This window comes from Priestia sp. USM5 (assembly GCF_058323215.1).
The window spans coordinates 2,931,231-2,955,892 of record NZ_JBSGKN010000001.1; the positions used below are offsets into that span (position 1 = coordinate 2,931,231).

29 protein-coding genes and 1 pseudogene are annotated in these 24,662 nt (G+C 35.9%); 11 read left to right on the plus strand and 19 right to left on the minus strand.

Features of this window, described 5'->3' with window-relative positions; genetic code table 11:
* Positions 1–128: 128 nt before the first annotated feature.
* Positions 129–467: a DMT family transporter gene (locus ACWATA_RS15775; RefSeq protein WP_098999953.1), complete on the plus strand. Its 339-nt coding sequence runs from the start codon at positions 129–131 to the stop codon at positions 465–467.
* The gene (locus ACWATA_RS15780; RefSeq protein ID WP_047751245.1) at positions 467–778 is read left to right on the plus strand and encodes a DMT family transporter; all 312 of its coding nucleotides are present in this window, start codon (positions 467–469) and stop codon (positions 776–778) included. The genes ACWATA_RS15775 and ACWATA_RS15780 overlap by 1 nt, the downstream gene beginning before the upstream one ends.
* Here ACWATA_RS15780 and ACWATA_RS15785 read toward each other — a convergent pair.
* From ACWATA_RS15785 to ACWATA_RS15795, 3 genes are all read right to left on the minus strand, one after another.
* Entirely contained in the window at positions 775–924 is a 150-nt protein-coding gene (locus ACWATA_RS15785; protein ID WP_186807931.1) for a hypothetical protein, read from the minus strand. The two genes, ACWATA_RS15780 and ACWATA_RS15785, sit on opposite strands and share 4 nt — an antisense overlap.
* Before the next feature lie 18 nt (positions 925–942).
* Positions 943–1,353, minus strand: coding sequence for a hypothetical protein (locus ACWATA_RS15790; RefSeq protein ID WP_051418576.1), 411 nt, complete (start codon positions 1,351–1,353; stop codon positions 943–945).
* A gap of 163 nt (positions 1,354–1,516) precedes the next feature.
* Positions 1,517–1,966, minus strand: coding sequence for an SH3 domain-containing protein (locus ACWATA_RS15795; protein WP_154991480.1), 450 nt, complete (start codon positions 1,964–1,966; stop codon positions 1,517–1,519).
* Between the two features lie 328 nt (positions 1,967–2,294).
* Between ACWATA_RS15795 and ACWATA_RS15800 the strand changes: the two genes are divergently transcribed.
* Positions 2,295–2,879, plus strand: a complete 585-nt coding sequence (locus ACWATA_RS15800) for a hypothetical protein (protein WP_033578601.1) — start codon at positions 2,295–2,297, stop codon at positions 2,877–2,879.
* A 370-nt stretch (positions 2,880–3,249) separates the two neighbouring features.
* Here the strand turns inward: ACWATA_RS15800 and ACWATA_RS15805 are convergent, their stop codons facing one another.
* Positions 3,250–3,543 (minus strand): hypothetical protein, encoded by a 294-nt coding sequence (locus ACWATA_RS15805; protein ID WP_154991481.1) that lies wholly within the window; start codon positions 3,541–3,543, stop codon positions 3,250–3,252.
* A gap of 204 nt (positions 3,544–3,747) precedes the next feature.
* Between ACWATA_RS15805 and ACWATA_RS15810 the strand changes: the two genes are divergently transcribed.
* Both ACWATA_RS15810 and ACWATA_RS15815 read left to right on the plus strand, forming a co-directional pair.
* A complete protein-coding gene (locus ACWATA_RS15810; protein WP_154991482.1) occupies positions 3,748–4,092 on the plus strand; it encodes a hypothetical protein in 345 nt (114 codons plus the stop codon).
* Positions 4,093–4,338: 246 nt separating this feature from the next.
* A complete protein-coding gene (locus tag ACWATA_RS15815) occupies positions 4,339–4,836 on the plus strand; it encodes a DinB family protein (RefSeq protein ID WP_154991483.1) in 498 nt (165 codons plus the stop codon).
* Positions 4,837–4,920: 84 nt separating this feature from the next.
* On the opposite strand, the pseudogene ACWATA_RS15820 reads toward ACWATA_RS15815, so the two are convergent.
* Positions 4,921–5,142, minus strand: a pseudogene (locus tag ACWATA_RS15820) (cysteine hydrolase); the annotation flags it as partial.
* Entirely contained in the window at positions 5,143–5,343 is a 201-nt protein-coding gene (locus ACWATA_RS15825; protein ID WP_028413848.1) for a DUF1272 domain-containing protein, read from the minus strand. It lies immediately after the preceding pseudogene.
* A 144-nt stretch (positions 5,344–5,487) separates the two neighbouring features.
* On the opposite strand from ACWATA_RS15825, the gene ACWATA_RS15830 reads away from it, so the two are divergent.
* Positions 5,488–5,910 (plus strand): Lrp/AsnC family transcriptional regulator, encoded by a 423-nt coding sequence (locus ACWATA_RS15830; protein ID WP_047751251.1) that lies wholly within the window; start codon positions 5,488–5,490, stop codon positions 5,908–5,910.
* Between the two features lie 19 nt (positions 5,911–5,929).
* The gene (locus ACWATA_RS15835) at positions 5,930–6,241 is read left to right on the plus strand and encodes a hypothetical protein (RefSeq protein ID WP_154991484.1); all 312 of its coding nucleotides are present in this window, start codon (positions 5,930–5,932) and stop codon (positions 6,239–6,241) included.
* A gap of 1,201 nt (positions 6,242–7,442) precedes the next feature.
* Here the strand turns inward: ACWATA_RS15835 and ACWATA_RS15840 are convergent.
* From ACWATA_RS15840 to ACWATA_RS15875, 8 genes are all read right to left on the minus strand, one after another.
* Positions 7,443–8,336: an ROK family protein gene (locus ACWATA_RS15840; RefSeq protein ID WP_155017177.1), complete on the minus strand. Its 894-nt coding sequence runs from the start codon at positions 8,334–8,336 to the stop codon at positions 7,443–7,445.
* 112 nt (positions 8,337–8,448) lie between these two features.
* On the minus strand, positions 8,449–9,777 hold the full coding sequence (locus ACWATA_RS15845; protein ID WP_098627288.1) for a PTS sugar transporter subunit IIC: 1,329 nt from the start codon (positions 9,775–9,777) through the stop codon (positions 8,449–8,451).
* Between the two features lie 12 nt (positions 9,778–9,789).
* Positions 9,790–11,196 carry a GH1 family beta-glucosidase gene (locus ACWATA_RS15850; RefSeq protein WP_155017176.1) on the minus strand — a complete coding sequence of 469 codons (1,407 nt, stop codon included), beginning with the start codon at positions 11,194–11,196 and terminating at the stop codon, positions 9,790–9,792.
* A gap of 14 nt (positions 11,197–11,210) precedes the next feature.
* The gene (locus ACWATA_RS15855; protein WP_014460687.1) at positions 11,211–11,519 is read right to left on the minus strand and encodes a PTS sugar transporter subunit IIB; all 309 of its coding nucleotides are present in this window, start codon (positions 11,517–11,519) and stop codon (positions 11,211–11,213) included.
* A gap of 1 nt (position 11,520) precedes the next feature.
* Positions 11,521–11,862, minus strand: a complete 342-nt coding sequence (locus tag ACWATA_RS15860) for a PTS lactose/cellobiose transporter subunit IIA (protein WP_014460688.1) — start codon at positions 11,860–11,862, stop codon at positions 11,521–11,523.
* A 140-nt stretch (positions 11,863–12,002) separates the two neighbouring features.
* The gene (locus tag ACWATA_RS15865) at positions 12,003–12,716 is read right to left on the minus strand and encodes a GntR family transcriptional regulator (RefSeq protein ID WP_473049960.1); all 714 of its coding nucleotides are present in this window, start codon (positions 12,714–12,716) and stop codon (positions 12,003–12,005) included.
* Positions 12,717–13,374: 658 nt separating this feature from the next.
* Positions 13,375–14,148, minus strand: a complete 774-nt coding sequence (locus ACWATA_RS15870; protein ID WP_033578590.1) for a TerC family protein — start codon at positions 14,146–14,148, stop codon at positions 13,375–13,377.
* A gap of 383 nt (positions 14,149–14,531) precedes the next feature.
* Positions 14,532–15,152, minus strand: coding sequence for a TetR/AcrR family transcriptional regulator (locus ACWATA_RS15875; RefSeq protein WP_033578589.1), 621 nt, complete (start codon positions 15,150–15,152; stop codon positions 14,532–14,534).
* A 138-nt stretch (positions 15,153–15,290) separates the two neighbouring features.
* Here ACWATA_RS15875 and ACWATA_RS15880 point away from each other — a divergent pair, with 138 nt between their 5' ends.
* The gene (locus ACWATA_RS15880) at positions 15,291–17,513 is read left to right on the plus strand and encodes an MMPL family transporter (RefSeq protein ID WP_154991486.1); all 2,223 of its coding nucleotides are present in this window, start codon (positions 15,291–15,293) and stop codon (positions 17,511–17,513) included.
* A gap of 106 nt (positions 17,514–17,619) precedes the next feature.
* Here ACWATA_RS15880 and ACWATA_RS15885 read toward each other — a convergent pair whose 3' ends face one another.
* From ACWATA_RS15885 to ACWATA_RS15895, 3 genes are all read right to left on the minus strand, one after another.
* Positions 17,620–17,856, minus strand: coding sequence for a hypothetical protein (locus ACWATA_RS15885; protein WP_154991487.1), 237 nt, complete (start codon positions 17,854–17,856; stop codon positions 17,620–17,622).
* Between the two features lie 68 nt (positions 17,857–17,924).
* Positions 17,925–18,116: a hypothetical protein gene (locus ACWATA_RS15890; RefSeq protein WP_033578587.1), complete on the minus strand. Its 192-nt coding sequence runs from the start codon at positions 18,114–18,116 to the stop codon at positions 17,925–17,927.
* Positions 18,117–18,169: 53 nt separating this feature from the next.
* Positions 18,170–18,307 carry a hypothetical protein gene (locus ACWATA_RS15895; RefSeq protein WP_165635762.1) on the minus strand — a complete coding sequence of 46 codons (138 nt, stop codon included), beginning with the start codon at positions 18,305–18,307 and terminating at the stop codon, positions 18,170–18,172.
* A 502-nt stretch (positions 18,308–18,809) separates the two neighbouring features.
* On the opposite strand from ACWATA_RS15895, the gene ACWATA_RS15900 reads away from it, so the two are divergent.
* Positions 18,810–19,031: a hypothetical protein gene (locus ACWATA_RS15900; RefSeq protein ID WP_028413859.1), complete on the plus strand. Its 222-nt coding sequence runs from the start codon at positions 18,810–18,812 to the stop codon at positions 19,029–19,031.
* A gap of 79 nt (positions 19,032–19,110) precedes the next feature.
* Here the strand turns inward: ACWATA_RS15900 and ACWATA_RS15905 are convergent, their stop codons facing one another.
* Positions 19,111–20,607, minus strand: coding sequence for a class I adenylate-forming enzyme family protein (locus ACWATA_RS15905; protein ID WP_154991488.1), 1,497 nt, complete (start codon positions 20,605–20,607; stop codon positions 19,111–19,113).
* A 442-nt stretch (positions 20,608–21,049) separates the two neighbouring features.
* Between ACWATA_RS15905 and cax the strand changes: the two genes are divergently transcribed.
* Positions 21,050–22,093, plus strand: a complete 1,044-nt coding sequence (gene cax, locus ACWATA_RS15910) for a calcium/proton exchanger (protein WP_154991489.1) — start codon at positions 21,050–21,052, stop codon at positions 22,091–22,093.
* A 366-nt stretch (positions 22,094–22,459) separates the two neighbouring features.
* Positions 22,460–23,974, plus strand: coding sequence for an arylsulfotransferase family protein (locus tag ACWATA_RS15915; RefSeq protein WP_473049961.1), 1,515 nt, complete (start codon positions 22,460–22,462; stop codon positions 23,972–23,974).
* Positions 23,975–24,084: 110 nt separating this feature from the next.
* On the opposite strand, the gene ACWATA_RS15920 is transcribed toward ACWATA_RS15915, so the two are convergent.
* Positions 24,085–24,483: a hypothetical protein gene (locus ACWATA_RS15920; protein WP_034327810.1), complete on the minus strand. Its 399-nt coding sequence runs from the start codon at positions 24,481–24,483 to the stop codon at positions 24,085–24,087.
* Positions 24,484–24,662 lie beyond the last annotated feature (179 nt).

A 24,662-nucleotide genomic window follows, 5' to 3' on the forward strand; every position in this document is an offset into this window, starting at 1 on the left:
ATCATTTATCATTATTTTACAAGATATCAAGCTCTAGATAAAATAATGACATCCGAGTGCTACTGCAATTATTTAGTAGCCATTACGTAAAGTTCTTAAAATGAGGTGACTAAAAGGAGGAAATCTGATTGTTTTATTTACTATTGTTTCTTGCCATCATCTTGGAGGTAATCGCAGTATTTTTTCTTAATCTTACAAATGGATTCACAAACTTTGTTCCGACTGTTTTAGCCATACTATTTTATTGTTCTTCGATTGCTGCTTATATGCTCCTTAACGCCAAAGGTGAAGTAGGAGTAGCAAGTGCTTTATATGCAGGAGGAGCAACCGTACTTGTTGTTGTCACAGGTATTATTTTTTTTGATGAAACTATTTCCTTATCTAAAATCTTAGGAGTTTCTCTTATTGTAATTGGTGCAGTTTCTCTTAACATTAAAGGAAGTTCTAAAGAAAGAAGGGCAGCGTAATGGGATACGTATTTTTAACGATTGGCTTAGTTTTAGGCATTGCAGGGCAAATGTGTGTAAAACTATCTAAAGGCTTTAGACAAACTGTTCCCACGATAGGCGCATTCTTATTGTTCATTGCTTGTATTTATTTCATTTCTCTAACAACACACTATTTTGAAATGGGCATCATTTTTGCTATATGGGCAGGGCTAACGATTGCTAGTACAACGCTGTTAGGTATTTATATATTTAAAGAATCAAAAAACAAAAGAAAGATTATCTCCGTTACTCTTATTATTACAGGGGTTATTATACTGAAAGCTTTCTAATAAAAATAAGATAAATAAGGCCCTTGAGTAACCTCGGTTCCGGCTACTTCACAACATCTGGTGTAATAATACTCTTCAATTCTATTAAGAGCATAATGTTGTAGCTGTTCCTGCAATTCATCTAATTGTTCGTATATATTGCTCATTTCCGACACCCCCTACTGTTATATATTTTCTTCATTCTCTGGAGACCAAACTGCCACATCTCCACCTGGACATGCAACGACTAACCAATCTTGTGAATCTGTACCGGCTTGCCAACTTTCATAGAGGTTATCTACTCCAAAGATTGTTAAGAGCACACCGCTTGTAAACTGTAACGTTAAATGAGGTTCTTGTTCTCCTAAGAATATGTCTGTGATTTCCTCTTGTTTGGCAATAAGTGAAAAAAAGGAACGTATAGGTGAAACAGTCCACTTGTTTTCCGCAGTAATAACAAGTGGTTGACCATCAGCAGCTTGTATTTTGAGTCTAAAATAATCAGAACGTATTCCATCTCCAACGTGCTTAATTTTTCCACCTTTAAACAACCGGCACAATACTTCTTCTGCTTCCACTTTTTCTTCTTTTTTCATCGTATCACCTCATTTGGTGTTTATTGTTGTTATCATCAACTATATAATAGTTTTACTTCTTCCAGATAGTTTATTTGTGCTTTACCCTACGAAAGGTTGGTTTTATGGACATTCGATTAGTTTATTACGAAAAATATAAAGGTACCGTCACTTCTGAATTTCACTATATTCCCTCTGAACAATCAAATCCACCATAAAGAGGATTTGCAGATGCCCAGATATATCGCATCCCTAAGAAACATTTAGCATATGATATAATTCCATTTGCATTTTTCGAAGGTGCCGGCTCTTTTACTGATGTTGGCGATGGAGCTGTATTGTGAGCTGAAACGCTGCCATTTGAGCTAACATAAGTTGCACTTGCCGTTACCCATCGGTTTTGTCCAAGGTTGTACATGCCATTTTTCTTCGCGTACACATTATAATGCTCGCCTTTATGTAACGTACGAACTACTTTTGCATTAAAACTATTTCCTGCTCGAAGATATAACGAATGAGCTTTAACCTGAACCGTACCAATCGGAGTACTAGCATGCACTTTCGATTGAGACGAAATAATAATCAAAGACGCTGCAATTCCAATAGAAATTAACATCTTTATTCGTTTTTTCATCCTGAACACCATCCTTTTTATAACCAATTGAAACATTATGTGTTACCTGTTGAGTCTTACTTCATACTATAAGGGACATCTCCCATAACATCAGACTGGTTGCAAAAAAAGACTGTTCATCGGTAAAGATGAATCAGCTTTTCTTACCTTCACCCCAACTTCTGCACTCTCCTTATTTCTTTTTTACCATTTTTCCTTTTTTCTCCAAATTGGAAGCATCCTAGAACATTTAAACTCCTTACCTCTGTAACTATCTTTCACATTTTTCCTTGATTCCCATATATATTCCATGTAACATAAACACTATCATCTATCTTGGAGGAGTATAATGAATAAATTAACAAAAACAAGCATCATGTGTGCCGTTTTAGTCTCTGGCCTTGCTGCTTGCGAAAGTGGAAAGAAAGAAAACGAAGTAACCGTAGAAGCACCTGCCCCAAAACATACCGCTAGCCTTGAGCACGCAACAAACGTTAGACCGGCAGAAGGCAGCCTATCTTATCATGAAAAATCTAAACACCATAAATACTATATTTCAACCAACAGCGCATCTTACGTGGATGATATCGATAGCATTAACGGAACTTCAACATTTATGAATGTATCTGTACGTTTAGAAAATACGTTTGAAGAAGGAAATTCTGTATCGCTAAAAGACCTTCACTTTACATTAGAAGACGTAACAGACAGTAAGACCTATGAACCAGCTACTAGAGAGGCTTATACAAAAGAGGGATATACGCTTCTTACAACAAATTATCCAAACATGAAACTAGAAGACAAACCACTCGATTTAAACATTGTTTTTAATATTCCAGATAAGCCTGACCATCTCTATCAATTAATGGTTGTTCAAGATGAGGCAGATGCTGATTATTTTTATTTAGATACAATTAAATCGGCATATAAATAATTAAAAAAGCCACTAACTCTGCACATGAGATAGTGGCTTTTTTGCGTATATCGCACATATATTTTATTTAATTCCAGGTAAAAATCATCATAACATAACTACCTAAAATAACGGAAATGATTGCTCCGTATACAATAACACCCGTTGTATTTTCTTTATTATGTAGTTTCTTCAAAAACGTAGCAAATGCAATATACAGCAAACCCAGGAACAACGGGAAGGTAAGACTTAGAAAGATCATAGGACACCTCACTCACGTCAAAACATAACTTTATTTTATAATCTATACAATATAAGGTAAAAAAAATTGTGATTATTTAGCTGCTGATTTTATTTTAAATAGTTTATTTAAAACATAGATTAATTCAATTTAAATCTCTAAGATGTGTTTAATGTCTTCTGCCGTTAACTCATGGGTTTCCAAATATTGATGCGCTAATTGACAAATGAACCCTCGTTCCTTTAACGAAAAATGGGTGATTTTCTTTTCCATTGAGCGAAATGGAGGAATGGTTTTATCTCCTTTAATAGACAAACCTTCTTGGTCGAAGGACACGAGAGCTCCGTTTTCCTTGTAGTATGTCAACACTTCTTTTGGTGCTTCTGGTGGTCCATGTTGACAGTATTGTTCAATTGTCATTTCTTCATCTAGAATAACTAACATTACTTCTTCTTGTGAAATCCCCAAATGGGCCATAAAACTTATCTAGTCGCCATTCGGTACATATGTGTTAAATACGTTTTTTTGTTGTTCAGTCCAATTCATACTTTCACCTCATGTTTTTTTTTTACTTATAGATAGTAAGGTGTAGGTATTATGTAAACATACACTTATACTTGTCGATACTCTTTTTAAGGAGCGGTTTATATGCGCACAGAACAAATAAATATTAGTATTGAAAAACCACTTGCACTTGAATTGGATAAAATCCTTAGTCAAGATACTTTAGACTACGACACACTTAATGAGACACTCGACTATTACATAGTTGAATACGATTCTTTGCTTGAAAGTCGCACCATACTGTTTTCAGACCTATGTGTTATGAGTATTTCGGTATACGTAGAGGACGACAAGGCGCATATTGGCTATTGGCTTACCAGTCCATCTGGAGAAGAGATAGAAGGCACAACTGTCACGACCATTATTCGTTCGTTCTCTATTTCATATCAAGGAAATCTCTATATAGTTGAAATAACCTTTGAGGATTAAATGAATTGTAAAAAGAGGAAAAGTTCTGTATTTAATCGAAGATTCGCTGTGTTTTTTACATATATTTTACATTAAACCATATTTAGTAATATAAAGGTGACTTACAAACAAAAAATTGTGATTGAGACTATTTATTTTAGTGGCTTTGTTATAGTAAATTGTTAATCACAGAAGTACATATATTAAACTAATTTGTGTTAGACTGTTACAAGATTAATACTTCGAAAAAGAAAGGCCGGAAAAAACATGACACAAACAAATACAGCATTTCGTGATGCACTTATCAAATCACTGCGAGGTGAAAGAGGTCATCTTCCAACAATTAATGCAATAACCGACATTAATATGGAACTTGCTTCACATAAACAAAAGGAATTACCTTACTCTATTTATCAATTAGTGAAGCATATGAGCTATTGGCAAGACTTTTTACTTGCTCTTGCTAAAGGAGAAAACCCTGAGAGACCGAAAAGTGTAAGTGAAAGCTGGCCTGAACATCCTGCCCCGGTTGATGAGGAAGAATGGGAAAAGACGATCCAGCATTTTTGTGATGGAATTGACGAAGCTTGTCACTTAGCTAAGACGTTATCAATCGAAGAACCTCTGGATGCTTGGCCAAGTGAAACCCCAGGGGGATTACTGCGTAATATTGCTTCTCACAACAGCTATCATCTAGGTGAAATTGTTATAATGAGAAGGTTAAACGGAGCATGGCCACCGCCAACAGGAGGCTTTCCTGCTTAGATTGAGACATGATGCAGAAATAAAGCTCTAAAAATCGTCCATTAAACACTTTTAGAGCTTTATTTTAGTTGTGTACTCTTATCTTTATGAATAATGTATGGGATGAAACAAGTCTTCCTCTGCATTTCTGACACTCGAAAAGTGTTCAACGTTGTAATGACCATGTAAAGTTTCACTATAATGCTTTATGATTTGTTTAGCACTTAAACCATTACTGTCCATTGTTGAATGTCCATCACCCACTAATGTCACATCCACCCCATTGATTGTAGGTGTTCTGACTGCACTATCTATACAGTGTTGTGTCTAAATCAATGAGCAACTTAGCGGATTTTCTTGCCCCCTTGGTCTCTTGACCAGCTCCCCTTCACAGTTAGGACAAATATACATCGCACTTTCACTACATTTATCACAGAATGTACATTCATGTGTACAGATATAAGCAACAGAGCTATTATGGAGCTTCTTATTGCACTTTTCGCATGTATTTCTCATTTCTAAAGCCATTAAATCCCTCCTTTTGATATAATTAAATTGTATTGTATAAATTTCTATTTTCACATATCTATTTTATTGTATTACTAATTAATAGCTTTAATATTGACGGAAAATTCATTATTTTAACTTATAATTTAAAGCGGGGTATGTTTTATGGATGAAATTGATAAAAATATATTACTACATCTACAAGAGAATGCTCGTTTGTCCGTTACACAGTTGGGAAAGCTGGTTGGTTTATCCACCCCTGCTGTTAATGAAAGAGTAAAAAAACTTGAAGAGAAAAACATAATAGATGGATATAGAGCAATAATTAACCCTGAAAATTTCAACAAACCTGTAACTGCTTTTATTTTATACAGCAATACAAAATGCAAGCAATTCGTAGAATATTGTAAAGAACACCCTGAGGTTATCGAATGTCATCGTTTGGCGGGTCAATACAACTATCTAGTAAAAGTTTTAACTACTTCCGTTCAATCTCTGGAAACATTTATTGATGAATCTATGGCTTTTGGAGAGCCGTCTACATTGATTAAGCTTTCCTCACCAGTTGTCTATAAAGCAATAAAATAGAAAGGGAGAAATATCCAATATGAAAAAGCGGATTTTGAGTTGGAGCATTCTTGTTGGGGTTATTATTATTTTAGCTATTGGTATACCAAGGATAACAGCTAATGAAGCAAGCGCTTTAGGTTCATCAGAAGAAAAAAAGAAAGTAGAAGAACTCGAAGAAAATTTCCGAAAGTGGTCACTTGAACCACTGGATAAGTTTATGGTGCAAAGTCACCAAGCAAAGCCGAATGGACATCAGTGGAATAGTGTGAAACAAAAATCAATTAAAAATTACCGTGTCACATATTACACGTTTTTTGGATTTCGTTACATGGAAGCAGAAGTTAGTTGAATCTAACATGGAAAGATAAGATTTGCGCAGAATATTATGCCACATGCCCGTTTTTTTTCTTTATCATGATCCATTCGATGTTACATAGATATAAAAAATAAACGTACAAAAAAAGGTAATGCAACATGCACTACCTTTTTTGTATTGTAATGGGTCTCTAAAACATCTGAAATTATTTTAAAACTACAATATTATAGATTAAAAGGATTTTATTACCTTTTATGGTATACTCAAACCTGAACTAGTCTTAAGGAGTAAACGAATTGGAAGTGAATAACCAAATTCAAATGAGAACAGTTATTGAGTAGATGTCTAATGCAAATACTAATTTTAGAAAAGGTGATGTGTGTAGATGAGTCAAAGATATGTTCAGCATCGTTTATTTCCTTACTTATTGGCCGTGTTTTCCGTATATTTACTTATCAGTAAAAGTAGCTTTATACCATGGTCCATTCTTGCATTTATAGTAGTTAGCACAAGCGTAATAGATAAAAGATATAAGTCTTCAGAAAACACTAAGAGATATATTTTTGCTAATAAGAGACTAGATTTTGTGTACAGACTTTTTTTATCTATCAGTGTTTTATTTATTATGATGAATCTACTTGTCTTAAAATTAGGTACAATATCTGTACTATATGTTCTTCTTCTACTATTTTTGACATCCATATTACTGTTCACTAGTCATATGGAATAATACGCTGTCTGTAGAATAACGAATGGTAGAGTTTTATCAATTAGAGAGGAGCATAAAATTGCAATCAACTTTTCAAAGAAGATTTAAAGACATACTATTCATTATTCTAACCTTATTACTTGTCATCTCCGTATTAGTAAATTGCGCTAGTTATTTTAATAGCAAGCAAATCGAAAGCATCAGTTCACAATGTTACGATAAAGGCGGAGAAGTCATACTTGAGATACATAACCCTTTTACCAATGATTATTCTTTTATGTGTAGGTAGGCTTTATCTATCTACTCCAGTGTTTTTTCATAAATGCAGGGACATTTTCATTTTGCATTTTAACGAACGGTCTTTGCAAAAATAAATAAGCGCAGCTGCTTACTTCAGCTACGCTTATTTATTTAAATCTTTATGTTGATATTGACCTATAAACCACTCAATTCTCTACCTATACCTTATCTAGATGAAAATCTCTTCATTATGGTCTGTACATGTCATAGCTCTACTGTTTAGTCTCAAATTAACTCCAACGTTTTTCGAGACGCAATATGATGGTAAACTGCACCAATCATACCTGATTGATTTCCAAAACTAGTAGATCTGATAACAGCACAGAATGCTGGATCAATTTCTAAGATTCTCTGTTTTAATTCGTTTATGAATGTTTTTCTTGAAGTAATTCCTCCCCCGATATAAAAAGTAGGAAGAGCAAACACATAATATAAGTTTAAGATGTTCATTGCCAATCCACTATATAAGTCACTAACCAGAAGCGATGCCACTTCTTCCCCTTGGTCGTAAGCTTCAAAGATTTGTTCACCTGAGACATTTTGAAAAGGTATATTCATACACTCTGCATATTTTTGGCGAATAACCGCCAGCGTAGCTGTTTTGTTAAATTTATGATTTTCTGCACTATCACTCGTAACGTGTTCACTGAACATATGTCCAAACTCACCAGATTGGTTACGTCTCCCTCTATAAAGAGCGTCGTTCAAATAAATTGCGCCTCCAATTCCTGTTCCAATAGTTAGACAAAGAAAGTCAGTCTCTTCTTTTGCACTTCCTTTCCATTTTTCTGCTAGAGCTACACAATTCGCATCGTTTTCTGCACTTATTTCCAAATCAGGAAATTGTTCTTTAAAATATGCAAAGATATTGAACCCATTAAAATCTTCAATAGCACCGCCCATTTCAATAAAACCTGTATTAGGATTAATAAAACCAGGTATGCTTAGAGCTAGCCCTACTACATCAGAATCCATTCGGCTTTCAATTTGAGTAAGAATAGTCTGCCCTTTCCTATTGGCTAGAGGTATTTTTACGGATTCAACAAGATCACCGGAAAGAGAAAATTTCCCCATTTTTAAATCGGTACCACCAATATCACAAGCTAATACAAATTTCATTGTATATCCTACTTTCTTCTTCAAAATATTGACTATAACTTCATTATAAGTGCATAAATAAAGAATTTCCCCCTATAAAAGTATACGGGGGGTAATTCTTTATTTAGTTGTTTTAAGCAATATTACTTTCTGATTGTTTTTTTGCTTCGAGCTCTTCATTGTAAGAAATACTATCTTGCATTCTGACAAAAGGAAGATAAATCATTACTGACATTGCAATGGTTACTATTTGCAATAAAGCCCCTCTCCAGCCGCCAATCAAGAAGCCAGAAACAACCGGCGGTGTGGTCCAAGGAACCTGAAGTGCATTGAAAGGCTCTACCCATCCCCAAATGATAGAGAAGTAAACCATAAATGATGCGATTGCAGGAACAATAATAAAAGGAACAAACATTATTGGGTTAAATACAATTGGCATACCAAAAATGATTGGCTCGTTTATATTGAATAAGCCAGGAGCTAAAGATAATCGACCGAGCTGCTTTAAGTGCGATGATCGGGCCACTATAAGGGCTGCAATAATAAAACCAATGGTAATACCTGATCCCCCTAGTTTCGTAAATACATCCAAGAATTGAATGGTTACAACTTTAGCATTCTCGCCTACAACAAGCTCTTTACCAGAATCCAATATTGCTTGGTTTTGTAGAGCATTGGCTGTTAGAAGCGGTCCCATTACTCCCATAATAATGGCAGCACCATGAATTCCACACCACCAAAGAAGTGACATTAAGACCATGATAAGAACTGCACCAGTAAGCGTGTCCGTCAAATTTTGCACGGGTACTTGCAGCAGTTTATAAACAATTTCAGTGAATGTCTTATTTGCAAAAGCTTGGCATAATCCAAAGACAATGGCAGCTACTGTAATGATGGCAAACCCAGGAATTAGTGCAGAGAACGAGTTTGCAACGCCTGGCGGAACACCTTCTGGCATTTTAATACGAATATCACGCTTAATAAACTGCGAATACACAAAACCAACAAATAGACCAACTACAATCGAGGCTAGTACACCCTGCCCGCCGGTCCAAACTTTGGGAATAACACCTGTGACGGTTTCTCCGCTTTTTGCCAAGACAGAGGACTGAGTGATAATAAGGAAGGCAACTACACCTAAAATACCAGCTGGCGTACCTTCAATTTTTTCGTTCCGGACGTATGAATAAGCGATTCCAAACACACCAATAAGAGCCAGAATATCAAATGTAGAACCGACAACCTGGGTAAGTGGAAGGTTCCACTGTTCTCCAAATAATTTCACCATAGCCTCTTCCCAGCCTGGAATAGGGGCAGCGAGAATTAATAGAAAGAGAGAGCCGATAATTGTCATCGGCATTGTTAAAATAAACCCATCCTTAATTGCAAGTGTTGGTTTTGCATTTGCAAATCGAAGGAAGAACGGGGTGAACTTTTCAAATACACTTTCTAAGCGACCCATAGGGGTACCTCCTTAAAGTTCTTCTGCGCGTGTAGCGATAATATCCTTGTACCAAAAGAATGATTGCTTTCGTTTTCTTGCAAGATTATTTTTGTGATCGACATAAATGAATCCGTATTGTTTTTTATAACCATTTAACCAGCTAAGCAAATCAATGACAGACCATGCAAAGTATCCTGAGACGTTAATTCCTTCCATGACAGCTTTTTTGACAGCGCTTAAATGATTTTCAATATAGTCGATTCGAGGTTGATCATGAATCTCTTCACCAACGATAGGATCTTCATCTCCTAAACCGTTTTCCGTGATATACATTTTGATGTCCCCGTAGCGTTCTTTAAGCATACGCATCCCTTCTAGAAAAGCATCAGGAGCGATTTCCCATCCCCATTTGGTATATACCTTTTCTTCCATCATGACTGTTTTGTATACACCGTCAAATGAAGGATTTCCAGGTTTACCTGTTGAGTTCTCACGTCCACCAGACAATACGAGGGCTGAATCGTTTTTCATTACGCGCTGTGGGCAGTAATAGTTTAATCCGATGAAATCATTCATAGGTGCCGTTCTATGAAGCAAATCCAGTTCCTCTTCTGTCATTTGCGGGAGTAGCCCTTTAGCTTCGAGCTCTTTTATTACATATTGTGGGTAAGCTCCTTTCAAAATTGGATCATAATACCAATGTGTCGAATATGCATTCGCATGTCTTTCTGCAAATTTGTTCTCTTCGTCTTCATCAATGCTAAACGCCGGGTTAAAAACATGAGTAATGCCAATTTCCCCCTCATAGCTTGACTGTTTGAAAAGTTCAACCGCACGGGCATGAGCCACAAACACATTATGTGTCGCCTGAAAGTATGCTTTCGCATCCCCTTCAATTCCTGGTGGATGAGCACCGGTTAAATAGCCTAACGAACAAAAGATAACCGTTTCGTTAAAGGTAATCCAATTCCGTACTCGATCGCCGAATGCTTTAAAACAAACATCAGCAAACGTGACAAATGCATTGGCTGTTTTAGGATTTAGCCAGCCGCCTTCTTCTTCAAGCGTTTGAGGAAGGTCCCAGTGATACAATGTGACGAACGGAACAATTCCGTGTTTTAAACATTCATCAATGACATTATTATAGAATTCCAATCCTTTTTGATTTACTTCACCTGTACCGTTGGGAAGAATACGTGTCCAGGCAATGGAAAACCGATACGATTCCAATCCCATCTCTGCCATAAGTGCGATGTCTTCTTTATATCGGTGATAATGATCAATGGCCACATCACCGTTTGTTCCTTCAAATGTTTTACCGGGAATCTTTGAGAAGACGTCCCAGTTCGAAACCCCTTTACCGTCCTTGTTCCATGCCCCTTCTACTTGATAAGAAGCTGAAGCTGCGCCGAACAAGAAATCTTTTGGCATTTTCAAATCATTCACCCCGTTTATTTATTCGCTAATTTAATCGCGTGTTCAAGTACTTTTGCACCATTCATCATGCCGTAATCCACCGTGTTAATAACATCAATAGCGACACCTTTTGGTTCACAAACAGCTTTTCCTTTGTTTAACAAATACTTTACCTGAGGACCTAATAAAGCAACATCGATATTATCAACATACTTTTCCATCTCTGACTCAGGGTAAGCTGCAATCTCAGCTTCTACACCACGCTCACCAGCAAACGCTTTCATTTTCTCCACTAACATACTTGTTGACATACCTGCTGCACAGAATAATCCAATCTTCACCATATCAATTCATCCCTTTCAATAAGTTAATTTCTTTTTGCATGGTCATCATATGATCCAATAGCTCTTTTACTAAGATCGTGTTCATCAAATGGTCTTGGGCATGAACCATCAATACACCAACCCGTGCCGATTTCCCTTGGGCCTCTAGTGTGACAAATTTTGTTTGAATAGCATGTGCTTCGTTTAAAATTGAATTCGCTTTTGCTACTTCTGCTTCTGCCTCTTCTACTTTGTTTTCTCTGAGCAGATGTAAAGCAGCGTGATAGCTCGCTTTAGCATCACCTGAAAATGCAATTAATCCAAAAATATCTTCAGAGCTAATCTCAATCGATTCTTCAACCATATATGTACACCCTTTCGTAAGTACAAATCTAATTTGTTGGTACAAATTTTATAAATTTATAATAACTTACTCAGATTCATATGTAAACTATTTTTTTTATTTTCAGACAAAAAAAAAGAGCCCTGAGCTCTCTTTGCACCTTAACTACCCTTCATATTTGATACTTTTAGCAATTTTACATGTTTGAAGTGATGCACTGACTGTGAATAATCAAAAATAGCACCGTTTATTAAATAAACCGTATTATCTACCACCAAAGCCGGATCATTCTCTTTTAATCCCAATAAATCAGCTTGCTCACACATAAGATAATCGGCACGAATAACACGATCTGCAAAGCCAATTGCTAGTTGCTGGTCATTGCGTAAATATGTATAAATGGATTTTTTTACAATATTTTCATCAAGATATTTAACAAGATTTTTGTTAAAATATGAAGTTTCAATTGAAAATGGATCTCCATCAACATATCTTAGCCTTTTCACATAATAAATAGGTGATCCAATCTTGCATCCCATATTTTGAGCGAGTTCCTCCTCCGCAGTAATTACTTTAAAATCTAGGAGCTTGTTTTCTACAAGACGGTCACTAAAGTCATTGGTAACTCCTTGTAGCTTTTCAAGATTAACGTATCCATTGTTGTGATGATTACGAATAAATGCACCGCTGCCCTGAACTTGATATACATATCCTTTATTTACGAGAATTTCAATTGCTTTTCGTACTGTATTACGGCTCACCTGATACTTTGCTGCATATTCATCTTCAGTCAAAAGTTTATTTGTTTTTTGATAAACATGCTCAGTAATATCAGATTCAATTTGGCCAGCTACTTGCAGATATTTTGGCATCATTCTGTTTTACACCTCTCTATACAAACTAAAAAACTAGGGATTATTATAGCATAAAATACGGAAAGAAGTGCTTTTATGAATATACTTGAAAGAAAAAAGCTTTATACCCTTGTTCAATATGAAGATAGCGCTACTACTTATATTACTCCTAAAGTACTGGAGTTGACGTATTGTAAAACATCTAAGATTTTGCAAATCATTATACTTACGGATCAAAAATGAAGTTCGATGGCTTTATCTAATTGCTTTTTTAATACAAGTTAAAGTTAGCTTTAAGTCAAGGTTTCCAAGAATAATTCCAAAAAAAAACGATTTTTCAAATCATAAAAATAAGTCTACACCTTAACCGTACGGACTTAAAGTTAAGTTAATTCATTGTTTTATTTTTTTGGGGGTTCTTGATTTCCTGCTTTACTGATTATCGTAAAGGGAACAAAAATAATAAATAAAATAACTAAGTTCGTTTTCACAATCGTTTCAATTAAAAAGTGCGTTAACCCTGCTTGGGTTAACGCACTTGATCGTTAGGCTTGAAACAGCAAAACTCACTTTTGTATAGAATCTAAACATCCTTTCAAATGCTGAAATAGGGATCCATTTTGACGGGAAGAGTAAGGGTAATTAGTAAATTCAGGGTGCGCATTACGCTCGATTACTTTTAAGCCGATGATTTTTCTGATGACTTATTGCCCGGTGCAAACCAACCCAATAGCGCGATACCAACTAATACCCCATAGAAAATCAGTGTCCAAGCAGTGCTATGAGGGAAATGAGAATCTAAGACCCCGATATCTTTATGTGCAAAAGTAATAACCGCAAGTTTCACACCGACCCAGGCAACAATTGCATATGCTGTCGTTTCTAAGGCAGGTCGCTTTTCGAGAAGTTTTACAAACCAGGTTGCTGCAAACTTGATTAAGATAAGACCTGCAACTCCTCCAAGAACTACAACTGCAAACTGTCCTCCATCCATCCCACCGATTTCTCCAAACTGTGAATCCGGAAGCCCAAGAGCTATGGCCACTGCAGCTAAAATAGAATCTATGGCAAAAGCAAGGTCAGCTAACGCAATTTTCCCCACTGTTGGCCAGAACCCCTTTCCAGCAGACTCCTTCTCATCATCATCATGAATATTCTCATTATGTTTCCCAAACCGCGCCTGAATGACATGCTTCAAACCTAGATACAGGAGATAAACGGCTCCTATGGCCTGTATCCACCAGACGTTGGCGATAAATGAAATGGCAAAAAGAGCTCCAAATCGAAAAATAAATGCCATCAGAATTCCGTAATTAATCGCTCTTTTTTTCTGATCCTCGGGTAAATGCTTGGCTATAACTGCCAGTACAAGAGCGTTGTCAGCTGATAATAATCCTTCTAATCCAATTAGGATCAATAATGCCCATACGTATTCGAGCCAAATAGATTCCATCCGCTTCTCCCCTTTCCAAAATGTAAGCTGCTATGCTAAAGGTTTTGTTTACAATAGAATAACCATATATGCTAAAGGCAACCCTAAAAGATAGGATTTTCATTATTTTAACACTAACCTTCTATAAAATACTGCTTTAAATACAAATAAAAACCAAATTATTAAATTTTTACGTTTTTTATCATATAACTTCGCTTTTTTACATGATTAATGAAAACTTCGGGCCAACATCTCCATAAGTTGGATGGTTAATAGGTAATGGGTATTATTTCAGACTTTTTTTTACAAAGTGCTTGCGACCAATGAAAAGAACGGCTAAAAAATATTGATGAATATTTTTTAGCCGTTCTTTATTTCTTCTTTGTACCATGCAATAAAACAGGTCAATTAGGACTAATCCCTACCCAAAAAAGATCTACTAGAGCCTGAGCCGTTTTTTCAGGGCCTCCTAATTCAGTTATTAATTCTTTTTTATTCCGAATCATTGTGACCATAGAAAATGTATGCGCAAGCAAGCGAGGGCTTGTTACGACAATTTCACCGTTGTTTGCAGCTTGTTTGAATACGTTCTCCAATGCCTGATGTATGGCTTTCTCTGCTTCACGAATTTCATGAATATGATCTTCTGTAAGCGAAGAAGTAGCTTCCTGCAATAATGTTTCAAAATCAATATGCGGTCTCTTTAAGTGATCCAATGTTACCTCGTATAATCTATGTTTCAGCCCTTTGGAATTTTGTAATAATTTCTCTGTCTGTTTTGTAATACGTTGGAACATGCTTGATACCGAAACGGTAAATAAAGTGGCCTTATTTTTAAAGTAGTAGTAAACACTAGCCTTAGTCACATCGCTAGCCTCAGCTACTTGCTCCATTGAGACTCTTTCATATCCATATGCCATAAATAAATGGGCAGCAGTCTTTAAAATTTGCTCTCTTGTTATATTATTTTCAGTTGTTATTTTGGGTCTGCCAGGCTTTTTTTTTGGTGTCTTATCAGTATTCATAAGAGGGCCTCCTTCTAGTTCAAGAAATTGCCACATTTAAACTAGTTGATTAATTAACCTTCTGGTATATATAATTATTGAAGGTTCTATATATATATTGTAATAGAAACAAACAGATTTGGAAATGAGGGAGAATTAATGAAAGAATCACCTTTAGCAACATTCAGTCGATATATGACTGGGAAAGTGAGTCGATGGATTGTAATTGCCGTATGGATTTTGGCAACTGTAGTCCTCACGATTGCTTGGCCTGCTGTGAATAAGACGGAAGTAAACAATGCACCAAACTTAAGTGAGAATTCACCTTCCGTAGAAGCTGAAAATCTTATAAAGAAAGAATTCCCTAATTCATCAGGGGTTCCTGCCTTACTTACATGGCACAAAGAATCAGGTTTGAATAATGATGATCTAAAATCTATTCAGCAAATGGCGGCGGATTTAGAAAAGAAACCATTAGAAGCACAAACGTCTACTCCGCCTTTGCATAAATTACCGTTAGCAGCTCTGCAAAAGATGGTTTCGAAAGACGGAACAACTCTTGTACAGCCTATTTTCTTTGAAGAAAACGTTGAAACGGATGTACTAGAAAAAAACCTAGATACGATTAAAAAACAAGTAAAAGAGAATGTTTCATACGATTCTTTTGCGACGGATATCGATGAAAAAGATAAGCTAAGCACGCGCGTTACAGGACCTGTAGGAATTCAAGTAGATGCAACCAGCCTATTTGAAGGAGCAGACGTTTCCTTACTAATCGCGACAGTTTTATTAGTCTTAATTTTACTTCTTGTCATTTATCGTTCCCCAATTTTAGCGATTATTCCTTTGATCGGTGTAGGTTTTGCCTATGGGGTGCTGAGTCCAACTCTCGGTATTTTAGCAGATAAAGGATGGATTACGGTCGATTCACAGTCCATATCCATTATGACCGTTTTATTATTTGGAGCCGGAACAGACTATTGTTTATTTTTAATTTCTCATTATCGCGATGAGCTTCGCAAAGTAAAAGATAAGAGACAAGCACTTATCAACGCCTTTAAAGGTGCTTCAGGTGCTATAGCGATGAGTGGCTTTACGGTTGTCATCTCTCTTTTAGCTTTAATCGTAGCAAAGTACGGGGCTTACCACCGTTTTGCAATCCCGTTTAGTTTATCTATTCTGGTTATGGGATTAGCGAGCTTAACTCTTATTCCTGCCCTGCTTGCAGTTATGGGAAGAGGTTCTTTTTATCCTTTTGTTCCTCGCACTCCCGAAATGGAAGAAGAATTGGCGAAAAAGAAAGGAAAACCGGTGCGTGACCGAAAAGAGAAAAACCGTTTCGGGAATTGGATCGGTAATGTGGTGACGACTAAACCATGGACAATCATTGTAGCTTGTCTAGTCTTTTTTGGAGCTTTATCCATATACTCTAGTCAAATCAAGTACACGTATGATTTATTGTCTTCTTTCCCTGAAGATATGCCTTCTCGTGAAGGATTTACGATTATCTCTGACGCTTACTCTCCTGGTGAACTAGCACCAGCACAAGTAGTAATTGATACAGAAGGAAAATCGGTAAATCTAGAAAAAGAGTTAAAGAAAAACGATCTTATTAGTACCGTTTCTGCACCTCAAAGCGGTAAAAGTAATAAGGATTTAAAGGTATATGACGTCACGTTTAATGTAAATCCATATAGTATAACAGCTATGGAGGCTATTCCAGACTTGAAAGATGCAGCCGAAAAGGCACTGTCACAGTCCGGAGTTTCCTCAGTAAAATCCAAAGTATGGATTGGCGGTCAAACAGCGACGCAATATGACACGATGACTGTTAGTGATAAAGACAACAGTATTATTGTCCCGTTAATTATTATTTTTATATCACTGCTGCTAGTGGCTTACTTGCGTTCTATTGTAGCTATGCTTTATTTAGTGGGAACCGTTATCCTCTCTTACAGTGCAGCTTTAGGCTTAGGCTGGCTCATCATCCACAATATCATGGGAGCAGATGCTATCCAAGGAGCGATTCCTTTATACGCATTTGTATTCTTAGTGGCGCTTGGTGAGGATTATAATATTTTTATGATCTCAAGCATCTGGCAGAAAAAGAAATACATGCCGTTAAAACAAGCGATTAAAGAAGGCGTAAGTGAAACAAGCGGTGTTATCACATCAGCTGGAATTATTTTAGCTGCTACATTCGCGGTTCTAGCAACACTGCCTATTCAAGTTCTGGTTCAGTTCGGAATTATCACGGCTTTAGGTGTTCTGTTAGATACCTTTATTGTGCGACCATTCCTTGTACCTGCGATCACTACGGTTTTAGGAAGATTTGCTTTCTGGCCAGGTAAAGCTGAAGTGGTATCAGAAAAAGAGAATTAAGTAGTAAAACAAAGGTGTTTTATAATTGATTTACTATATGGCTTCTATGAATGTAAAACCAAGAAAAAAGCAAAGAGAATATTAATATTCTCTTTGCTTTTTTAATTTACTTCCATCTGTGCTCTTCTTTATCTGTTAGCTTTACGATAAACGGAAATAAACCAATAAGAGATATAGCAACAATCCCACTTAAATAACCTAGCCCCATTAAAGAACCAGCACCTTTAAAGGAGATAAATTGTCTGGTATGGCATTTAGGACACTTCTTTCCTTTCTTAGAAAACCCAAGTAACCATACATTTTTAGCGTTCCATTTGTAATTGCAATGATTGCAACAAGCCATATATACTCTACCTTTCTTGTCTTATGCTTTTATTTGTTTTTATGTAATTTTTGAGCGGAATTATAATGTTAGTTCATATTAGTCTGATGATGATTAAAAGTCATATTTATAATTTCTCCAAGCAACAGTCCTACAGCTGCTACTGGTATAAACACTTTAAACATACTAATAGAAACATCTAAGCCTAAAATCAGTAAAAGAAAATAACCAAATAAGAATCCTGTACAGATAAATGAATATTTTTTTATCAATTTTCTCAAAAAAACACCTCTTTTGCTTGAATACTCCATTCACATCTTTATGTATAAAAGGATCATTCATTCTTAACAAAACGTTTATTTCTTTTTTTAACTTGAACGACTTTATAAATAAACAAACCTAAAGAAACCAATAAAATTAACCAAAAGATTTGAAAAGCTACGTCCGCCCAATTAACACTTGATATATCCATATTATCGCCTCCTATATCTTTTACGAACGAATTTCATAAAAGTTCCATATTTGTATTATTTATTGTGTTTTCTAAGTGATATTCTCACTTGCACTTTAGAACCTCCTATAATCAGTCTTAACTTTAAATGTATTAAAAAAGGGGAATACACTTTGTAAAAAGGTGTGATTTTATTAACTTTTTACGTATTACCACAACGGCTGTTGTTCTTTCTTTTTTTGGTGTGATATTCAGAATCATTTACGGCCAAATAATTGGGGAAAAAGATTTTCAATTAGAAAGTCTCGTTGGTCTCTTCGTTGGATTTTTTGTGAGTATTTTTTTCATTTATTGTTTTAATGATTATCGTAAAAAGAAAAAACATAATTAATTCACTAATTAGCAAACGAAGCACTCAATGCAAATTTTAATAATCTAGAATGGCTTTCCGCACAACTTTCATAAAAGCAGCTATTTAGGATAAATTATTACTGAAGAAACATATGCTACTGGAGGTCGTAACTTGTTAATAGGTGAGATTGTTCAAAAGCTAAATAATGGTGCTTCTTATGAAGATATTGCTTCTTCCATTAAAATTAGTGAAGATATCTTGAAAGATGATTTAAAGAAATTCGGATTTCACTACGATGATAAAGAAAGAAATCTCGTATTTACAGGATACGAATCTGAATATGAAAATACACTTTGTATTTGTTACTCTGATATCAGGAAACTTTCTACTTAACATTTTTGCGTTAAAATGATATTACTTCTATTAAATTATAAAAGCGCGGGCTGCATTCAGTCCGCGCTTTTAACCCTCTTCATTTCAGTTCTCTTTTTAATACTTTACCGAGCTGATTTTTAGGGAGTTGATCAATAAAATAAACTTCTGGAACTTTGTAACTTGCCAATCGTTCTCTACAATAGTTTAGAATATCTTCTTTTGTTAAAGGAGAAACAGGATCTTTTACCACGTAAGCTACAGGTTTTTCTCCATAAACAGGATCTTCTACGCCTACTACAGCAGCTTCTATAACAGTATCCATTTGCTCAATGATTTCTTCGACCTGATCGGGATAGATATTATCACCGCCATATACGATAACATCTTTATAGCGTCCCATAATATATAAAAAGCCGTCTTGATCTATCTTTCCAGCGTCCCCCATATAGAACCAGCCGTTTCTAAGAACTTTGTCAGTCGCCTCTTGATTATGCCAATAGCCTTTAAAACAATAGGGGCTTTTTATAATAATCTCTCCAACTTCTCCCGTTTTCATTTCTTGTCCTGAATCAGGATCCATAATTTTTACTTCTACACCAGAAAGAGGCTTACCCGCCGATTCAATTTTTTCATTTCCCATATCCGGTGTCCATACACTCACTGTCCATGCTTCTGTACTTCCATACCCTTGGATCATTCTAATGCCTAATTTATCATATTCCTTAATAAGATAAGCAGGAACTTTTGCTCCTCCTGCAATAGCAACCTTTAGTGAAGAGTTCTTTGACTCTGCATTTTTCACTCTTTCAAGCATTTGCATATACATAGAAGGAAACGCTAGCATCATAGTGATCTCGTGAGTTTCAATCGTTTCCCACATGATTTCTGGTGTAGGATCTGACAACAGAAACAACCCCATTCCGTTGGAAACAGATTTTAAAATATTGTTAATAGAACTCATATGATAAAAAGGATGCGAGGCAAGAAATCGACCATCCTCTTCATAGTCTATTCGTTGACTCGATGGTTGTATATAAGAATACACGTGACCATGCTCAATCATACAGCCCTTTGCATTGCCAGTTGTTCCAGAAGTAAAAAGAAGCATCGCAATGTCATCTTGAGAGACCTGTATATTTGGATTTAGTATAGAATACGCAGAAAAAATGTCATTATATTCTTCAACTGTCTCCACACTATTTTCTCTTCCTACTTGTAAAGTAATAACGTCATTTAATATTTCAGAATCAAAAGGAATAACCTCATGAAATTTTTGGTCGTAGAAAATAACTTTAGGTTGTGCACTGTCTAAAATATCGATAATTTCATACTTCGTCAGCTGCCAGCTAATAGGAACCGCTACGGCTCCAATTCTTAATGCAGCTAGCAGAATGGTAGGAAACGGATGATTATTTTGACATAGAATTGCAATTCGATCTCCTTTTTTAACATTATGGCTTAACAGGTAATGAGCCAGCTGATTGACACGTTCATTATATTCTTTAAATGTATGGAAAGATGTACTCCAAATTAAAGCCTCTTTTTCAGCAGATTGTTTAGCTCTTTGCTCTAATAGTTCTCCAAGTGTATACATGATAGCTCTCTCCTTTAATGATAATTACCAGTTTGAATCATATTTAAATGGTCCTTCATTCTAATTATTTTTAACTCTATAAACTACATTACCCAAACTTAACGTTAACGAAAACGTCAATTATAGACGTTTGAAAAATTCATATCTTTTGAACATGTAAAAGATACATATTAGTTATTCAGAAAAGACTATTCAGTATACTTTGAAGCTTATGCTGAGGAGTTCATAACGTTTGATCTTGTAAGGTTCTTTTCTTTTTTTAACTTTAGTCTCCTTTTGTAGCAGCTATTACGTATGTTCTCTTTCTATGCATCGAGTTAATTGCTAGTTGCACTCTCCATGTGAATAACAAAAGTCTTAAGAGTTATATTAATAAAAACGCTAAGATAATATAGAGCTTCTCTTCTTGCTATAGGATCTATAAATGACCATGGAGGAAAATATGAATAAAGTCTTTTTTATTTTTATGATTATTGGTGTACCTCTTTCAATTATTGGCAGCATGTTTAATTGGAATTATATTTTCATGTTTTTTATTTATTGCGTGACATTAATTAGTTTGGCTAATTACATTAGACGTTCCACTGAAAGCCTTAGCGTTGTAGTAGGTCCAACAGCAGGCGGATTACTGAACGCTACGTTTGGCAACGCTGCGGAAATTATTATTTCATTTTTTGCATTAAGTAAAGGATTAAATACAATCGTTATTTCCTCCATTACGGGAGCAGTTCTTGTTAATCTTCTTTTTGCCAGTGGAATATCCATGATCGTTGGAGGTATTCGATTTAAAAAGCAAAAATTTAGTGTGTTTAAAACACGACATAATACTTCCCTCTTAATGTTTGCTATTATCGTAACTTTTGTATTGCCGTTTATCTTTGCAAAACGCTTGGATGATAAAGATATGCAGGTTCTATCCACTTCTTTTGCTATTGTGATGCTGACCATTTACCTGCTTGCTCTTCTTTTTAAACTTGTCACGCATAAAGGGATTTTCACCGGAAACGCAGAAGAAAATGGAGAGGAACCAGAATGGGGAAAAAAGAAAGCAATCGTTGTGCTTGGACTGGCGACAATTGTACTAGCTTATATTAGTGAGAAACTTGTTGGCACCATTGAGCCAGTAGGTGCTGCTTTAGGCTGGAGTCACGTTTTTATTGGAATTATTGTTGTCGCCATAGTGGGAAGTGCTGCAGAGTACGTGTCAGCAATTGCCATGGCCTATAATAACAGAATGGACGTAATGGTGGAGATCTCCATTGGTTCAACCGTCCAAACGGCCATGTTTGTTGCTCCTATACTTGTTCTGTTCTCATACTTGTATGATTTCTTGCCTCTTGTGTTTAATACAGCGGAAATGATTGCGATGATTCTTGCCGCTCTCATGACGGTGACCGTTGTGAACGATGGTGATTCCAACTGGTTCGAAGGTGTTTTACTTGTTGGTACCTACATTGCGATAGGCTTTAGTTTTTACCTTTTATAGAATTTTTTCAAGAAAAAGATGAAAATTTCAGCTTACATAAAGACAAAGCTTGATCATCTTTTTAAATCTTGACGAATAATATATACACAAAAATTTGCTTTTCTTTTGCATGGTTTTCAACTTTAAACACAATTAAAGTATTGCTGTATTGATAATATATAATCGTATATGAACAAGAAAAACGAGCTCTTATCTGCTAAGAGCTCGTTTTTTATATTTATTTTATCTACCTTACATATAACCGTTTCAAATAAACAAAAGACACCAGTAAACCTAAAATGTATGTACATATTTTGAAGCGAATGACATATTAATAGCTCAAGAGACAGTGTTTACTAATAAAAGTTAGAGGAGATGAGAGTGAGAATGGATAATTTTAATTCACAATCATCCACTGATCATCCAAACCCGCAAGTATGGAATTTTGTTTCAGCTCCTAATTTACATCCCATGAAGGTTACCATTAATACTAATAAGCCTGGAACAGCTCCCGGCCTATTATTTGTTGCACCTTATACGGTATATGGAGCAGCGATGATTGGACAGACTGGCGCACTAATTATGGATCAGACGGGTAATCCAGTGTGGTTTAGACCGCTTGCTAGTAGGTATATCCAAAATACAGACTTTCGAGTACAAATATACTGCGGGAACCCTGTTCTTACGATGTGGCAAGGGACAATTTCAGGCACTCAAACTTCAAACCCTAACCTTCCAGTAGGTGAACCTGAGCCTGGTGCTTATTTTCAAATTATCAATCAGCATTATGAGGTCATTAAAAAGTTATTTGCTAAAAAAGGGTTTACCTCTGATTTGCACGAGTTTACAATCACCAAACGGAATACGGCTTTATTTACGGCGGTAAAACAAGTACCTGCAGATTTATCTAAGTATGGAGGACCCTTAAACGGGTATTTTAGTAATTACTCTATTCAAGAAGTAGACATTGAGACGGGAGAGCTTCTTTTCTTTTGGGATGTACTTAAACGTATTAATCCAGCTGATTCGATGGTACCTGCTTCATCCGCAACAAGCTCTAATAATATATGGGATTGTTACCACGTAAATTCAGTCGAAGAAGGTCCAAACAATACACTTTTAGTGAGCATGCGTAGTATGTGGGCTATTTATAATATTGACAAAGAAACGGGAAAGGTAATTTGGCAACTTGGTGGAAAGCAAAGTGATTTTAAGCTTGGACCGAACGCTAAATTTTCTTGGCAGCATGATGCGCGCTACAGGTCCGAAAACAGGATAAGCTTGTTTGACAATGCCTGCTGTGCTTCTCCTGATTCTCCACCTCAAGGGCAAGCGCGTGGTTTAATTCTTCACTTAGATTATAAACACAAGGTTGCAAATGTAAATCGAACATATTATCATGACCCCGCTTTATATGTTCCAAGTCAAGGAAATGCGCAAAAGCTTTCCAATGGAAATCAACTCATTGGGTGGGGACAAGAACCGTACCTTTCGGAATTTAGGAAAGTTGGCAATACACGGAGAAACCCTTCATTTAATTTGTTATATGATATGCAGTATCCAAATCAGAATCTTTCGTATCGAGCCTTTAAAAATAAGTGGGTAGGTCTCCCACTTTATCCGCCTAGCATAACTGTAGACTTATTGCCCGACGGTGAAGCTACAGTTTACGCATCATGGAATGGTTCAACAGAAACAGTCGCTTGGCAGGTGCTGGCGGGACCAACACCTTTTAAATTGTCAGTAGTGGTATTTAGTACCCCTCGTACTGGATTTGAAACAGATATTCATGCTGAGGCAGGTGGTCCCTATTTTCAAGTCAAAGCATTAGATTCATGCGGGAACGTCATTGGTACATCACCAACTACTTACGTGAAAATAAGACGAAATAGACGAAAGTGAGCATTAATAATCCTCTATTAGATTTTTAAAAATGTTCGTATAGTGCCCCTACTCTGAAGACCTGGGGGAATACTTGATATAGATGAGTATGGGGTGCTTTTTCTCTCGAATTACTTACCTTTTAAAACAACATCTTCTGATTTGTCATTCCATTTAACAGTTAAAATCAAATGTTTAGATTTCATTATACCTTCACTAGCGTCAACCTTTACTTTCTCTTTAAAATTCCCTTCTTCATTTAACCTTGCGTCTCTCACTGCAATTCCATTTTGATTATTTGAAGTGTCTAAATTAATTCCAAAATCCCCTACGTTTTCTACCTTACCACCTAGATAATTTAAGTTAATTTGAGCTGTTTCTTTACTATTTTCAACGGGATATAACGTAATAGTAGCTGACCAGCTTTGAGTTTCACCTGAAAACTCTAAAGGATCCCCAGCTTTACTTTGACATCCAACTAATGAAACAAAAAAGAAAAGACTAAATAAAGCAATACAAAACTTTCTCATCCTCGTCCTCCATGTAAACAGCATAATGTCATTTTTACTAACTTATATTTTATTGAAATATATCCTTAGTCAACTTGCCGTAAGATATTATCTAGCAAAGAACATATGTAAGATCTTTTTTAAAAACTGTTCGTAGATTTTGAAAGATGCGCTAAATGCGGAACGTTTCTTTTCACTTT